This is a genomic window from Kitasatospora sp. NPDC091257 (assembly GCF_044757675.1).
Classification (GTDB): domain Bacteria; phylum Actinomycetota; class Actinomycetes; order Streptomycetales; family Streptomycetaceae; genus Kitasatospora; species Kitasatospora lactacystinica.
In genome coordinates this window covers 1-4,537 of the sequence record NZ_JBIVVI010000754.1, presented here as the reverse complement: position 1 = coordinate 4,537, position 4,537 = coordinate 1, and the positions used below count along the sequence as shown (strand labels likewise).

Here is a 4,537-nt window from a genome sequence, read left to right as displayed (position 1 = left end):
GGGCCGGGTGGCGGCGGCGAGGAGGAAGTTCTGGGGGTCGTCCGGCGGGCCGGGGCGGCAGGCGGCGGTGGCGCTGCCCGGGACGGCGTACGGGGCGGTCTGCAGGCCCGTCGTCCGCAGACCGGACTCGATCTGCCAGAGGCCGTCCAGGTCGTTCCCGGCGTGGACGGCGATCCGGCCGCCGGGGGAGAGCAGCCGTGCGGCGAGGCCGTAGAACTCCTGGGAGTGGAACTTGACCGGCCCGCCGTCGGCCGGTGCCGGGAGGTCGGCGAGCACCACGTCGTACGGTCCGTCCCCGCCGGGGGCGCCGGCGCCGCGCAGCCAGGCCAGCGGGTCGGCCGCGGTGGTGCGGACCCGGGGGTCGTCCAGCGAGCGGCCGCCGAGGGCGGCGAGCCCGGGGTCGGTGCGGGCGAGCCGGGGCAGGGCGGGGTCGGCGTCGACCAGCCGGACGGTGCGCACGCCCCGGTGCCGCAGCACCTCCCGCAGGGCGAGCCCGTCGCCGCCGCCGAGCAGCAGGACGCGGGCGTCCGGGCCGGCCGCCATGGCGGGGTGGACCAGGCCCTCGCTGCTCCGGTACTCGTCCGGTCCGCAGACCGCGAGCCGGCCGTCCAGGTAGAGCCGCAGGGGGCCCTCGGCGGGGCCGGTGAGCACGATCTCCTGGGACCGGCTGCGGGTGGCGTAGCGGACCTGGTCGCCGTACAGGGCGTGCCGGGCGGCGCGCTCGACGGCGTCGGAGCCGGCCGCGGCCGTCGCGAGCAGGGCGAGGACCAGCAGACAGCCGCCCCAGAGCAGCCGTCGGATCCGGGGGGCGGGTTCCTCGCGGAACAGCCAGAGCACCACGGCCGCCCCGGCGACGGCGTTGACGGCGCCGGTGAGCAGGGCGCCGTCGCCCGGTCCGAGGGCGGGCAGGATCAGGAACGGGAAGGCGAGGCCGCCGATCAGCGCGCCCACGTAGTCGGCGGCGAACAGGTCGGCGACGGCGCGTCCGGCGTCCTCGCGCCGGATCCGTTGGATGAGGGTCATCAGCAGGGGGATCTCGGCGCCGATCAGGACGCCGATCAGGCAGGTGAGGCCGACCATGGCGGCCTGGTAGCGGCCGATCCAGGCCCAGCAGGAGTAGAGCGCGAGGACGGAGAGTCCGCCGGTGAGCGCGAGCGCGCATTCGACGAGGGCGAAGGCGGTGGCGGGCCGGCTGGTGAACCGTTTGGCGAGCAGTGAGCCGAGGCCCATCGCGAACACCATGACGGAGAGCACGACGGAGGTTTGGGTGACCGTGTCCCCGAGCAGGTAGTCGCCGAGCGCCACGAGTTCGAGCTCGTAGACGAGTCCGCAGGCCGCGCAGACGAACGCGGCCAGCAGGACGGTCAGGCGGGCGAGCCGGGGGCTGGAGCGCAGCCGGGACCGACGGCGGGCGGGCGGGAGTGGGGCGAGGCCTCGCCCGGGCCGGGGTGGGGCGCCGTCGTCGAGGTCCACGCGCGGGCGTGCGGGCGGACCGGTCGGATGGTTGATCACGAACAAACGCTAGGGGACGTGCGGGACGGATGGATGCGCCCATCCGACGGACAGTGGGCGACATCGGATTGACGAACCGTTCCTGCGTACGATTCGTAGGCCTGGGCCGGGCGGCCTACGGCCGGATCGGTGTTCCGGTCCGGACTTCCGGCGGTCATGCCCCGGCCACCCCGGTCACCACCAGCGAGGAGCGGGTGCACACCAGCTGCCCCTCCTGCGGGTAGGCGTGCCAGGTGCGCCAGAGCAGCCGGTCCGCGCCGCCCTGGGTGACCAGCGCGGTGAAGGCGCTCGGGTCGCCCGGGAAGACCCCGGCGAGGCCCCGCGGGTGCCCCTCGACGAGGGCCAGCAGCTCCTGGGCGCGGGCCGCGAAGTCGTGCGGCGGCAGCGCCTCGATCCGGGCAGCGAACTCGTACTCCCAGCCGCCGACCTGCTTGGCCACCCGGGCCGGCAGCGGGGTGCGGCGGCCGGGCAGGCAGGCGACGGTCTCCAGGCACTGGCCGGGGCCCGCGTCGATCACCACCTGGTGGGAGGCGCCCAGCAGGCGCAGCTGGAGGGTGCCGGGCGTGCCCGGGTGGCCGCCCCCGTCGAGTCTCAGGTCGCGGACGGCGAGAGCGGGCAGCGGGTCGCCGCCGAGGCACCAGGCGAGGTCACCCGCCCGGGTGTCCGTGTAGGAGGTCTGCAGTGTGGTGAGCATGCTCGGCTCCGCGTTTCAGCTCCGTGCGCGCCCGCCGAGCAGCAGCGAGTAGGCCTAGGCGATGGCGAGGCTGTTCGTGGCTGTGCGGCCCTGGGCGCGGCCGACCGTGGAAGGAAGGATTCCGGCTGGAGATTCAGCAGCAGAGAAGCACGAATACGCCGGGTCCGCCGGTGATTTACCCAACTTTGTCAAGCATTCACCGTTTCGAGCACACCTGCTTCCCGGCTCTGATCGAGCCCGTGTACGAGTCTGCACAGCGCGCGCCCCTGTCACCGGATCGTGCGCCGTGCGCGCCGGGTGTGCGCTGCCCGGGCGCATCACACACCGCCGCCCTCCAGGCGCGGGGCGTGGAGGGCGGCGGGGGAGTGCCCGGATGCTCGGAAGGATTGCCGCAATGATGGCAAACAAGCAAGCTGATCAAGGAAGTTGATGAGCCATCAGCACTGATGTCGGATCACGGACATCCCTGTTCGAAGGGCGTGAAAGGGGGCGTGCGGTCCCTCACAGGCGCCGCAGGCGGGTGACGGCCTCCTGGAGGACCTCGTCCTTTTTGCAGAAAGTGAAGCGGACCAGGCTACGGCCGGCCTCCACGTCGTCGTAGAACACCGCGTTCGGGATGGCGACGACGCCGCAACGGCCGGGCAGGGCACGGCAGAAGTCGATGCCGTCCTTCTCGCCGAGCGGCGTGATGTCGGTGGTGACGAAGTAGGTGCCCTCGGGGGTGAAGGCCCGGAAGCCGGCCGCGGTGAGGCCGCCGAGCAGCAGGTCGCGCTTGCCCAGCAGGTCGGCGCGGAGGGTGTCGAAGTACGTGTCGGGCAGCCGCAGGGCCTCGGCGACGGCGTACTGGAAGGGGCCGGCGCTGACGTAGGTGAGGTACTGCTTCGCGGTGCGCACGGCCGCGACCAGGTCCGGGCTCGCGGTGACCCAGCCGACCTTCCAGCCGGTGAAGGAGAAGGTCTTGCCGGCGGAGGAGATGGTGACGGTGCGTTCGCGCATGCCGGGCAGGGCCGCGAGGGGGTGGTGGACGGCGCCGAAGACCAGGTGCTCGTAGACCTCGTCGGTGACGACCAGCAGGTCGTGCTCGACGGCGAGCGCGGCGACGGCGGCGAGCTCCTCGGCGGTGAGGACGGTGCCGGTGGGGTTGTGCGGGGTGTTGATCAGCAGCAGCCGGGTGCGCGGGGTGATCAGGGCGCGCAGCTCGTCCAGGTCGGGACGGAAGGCCGGGGCGCGCAGGGTGAGCGGCACCCGGGTGGCGCCGGCCATCGCGATGCAGGCGGCGTAGGAGTCGTAGAAGGGTTCGAGGGCGATCACCTCGTCGCCGGGCTCCAGCAGGGCCAGCAGGGTGGCGGCGATGGCCTCGGTGGCGCCGGCGGTGACCAGCACCTCGGTGTCCGGGTCGTACGCGAGGCCGTGGAAGCGCTGCTGGTGCTCGGCGATCGCGGTGCGCAGCTCGGGGACGCCGGGGCCGGGCGGGTACTGGTTGCCCCGGCCCTCGCGCAGGGCCCGTACGGCCGCCTCGCGGACCTCCTCGGGCCCGTCGGTGTCGGGGAATCCCTGGCCGAGGTTGATCGATCCGGTGGCCGTGGCCAGGGCCGACATCTCGGCGAAGATCGTCGTGCCCATCCCGGTCAGTCGGCGGTTCAGCAGCGGCCTGGTACCCATCGGTGGCTCCTCACGGCTCGTCGTCAGGGCCATCCTGGGTCAGCCGGGGGCCGGGGACAAGAACGGCCCACCACCGGCGCGGAGGGCGGTGGCGGGCCGGACCGGAGTACCGGGACGGGATCAGGCCTCGTCGGTGCCCTCGCCGTCCTCGCCGTCCTCGCCCTCGATCTCGTTCTGGAGGCCGAGGCGCTCGACGATCCACTGCTCGAAGCCGACCGCGGCCTGGGTCCAGTTGGCGGTGGTGGTGACGAAGTAGTCCAGGTTGACGCCGGTGCCGACGATCATCTGGGCCTCGCCGATCAGGCGGACCACGCCGTCCTCGTGGGTGTGGGTGTAGACCTTGGGCCAGAGGGTCTCGCGGTTCCACTCGTCGATCAGGTCGAGGATCTCGCCCTTCTTCTCCAGCGGGTAGGCGCGGTCGTAGAAGGCGCGCACCGCGAAGAGCTCCTTCTGCTCGCCGCGGAACATGTAGTAGACGCGGAAGCCCTCCCAGGGGGCGGTGAGGTCGCCCTCCTCGTCCACGACGTGCTTGAGCTGCATCTGGTCCAGCAGCTGGGTGACCAGGGCCTGGTCCGGGACGATGATCGGCGGCGGGCCGGCCGGCCGCCCGCCCTGGCCGCCGGGCTGGCCGCCCTGGGGAACGCCGAAGGACGGGATGGACGACGGGTC

The 4,537-nt window shown here is 73.2% G+C and carries 4 protein-coding genes; all 4 read right to left on the bottom strand.

What is annotated here, in order from left to right; all coding sequences use genetic code 11:
• A partial coding sequence (locus tag ACIQOV_RS28845; protein WP_401053437.1) for a polyamine aminopropyltransferase occupies positions 1-1,395 on the bottom strand: 1,395 nt, incomplete at its 3' end.
• Positions 1,396-1,666: 271 nt separating this feature from the next.
• On the bottom strand, positions 1,667-2,206 hold the full coding sequence (locus ACIQOV_RS28840) for a DUF2617 family protein (protein WP_380541384.1): 540 nt from the start codon (positions 2,204-2,206) through the stop codon (positions 1,667-1,669).
• A 501-nt stretch (positions 2,207-2,707) separates the two neighbouring features.
• Positions 2,708-3,868, bottom strand: a complete 1,161-nt coding sequence (locus ACIQOV_RS28835; protein ID WP_401053435.1) for a pyridoxal phosphate-dependent aminotransferase — start codon at positions 3,866-3,868, stop codon at positions 2,708-2,710.
• Positions 3,869-3,988: 120 nt separating this feature from the next.
• The coding region (locus ACIQOV_RS28830; RefSeq protein ID WP_401053433.1) for a YbjN domain-containing protein at positions 3,989-4,537 on the bottom strand (549 nt) is incomplete at its 5' end.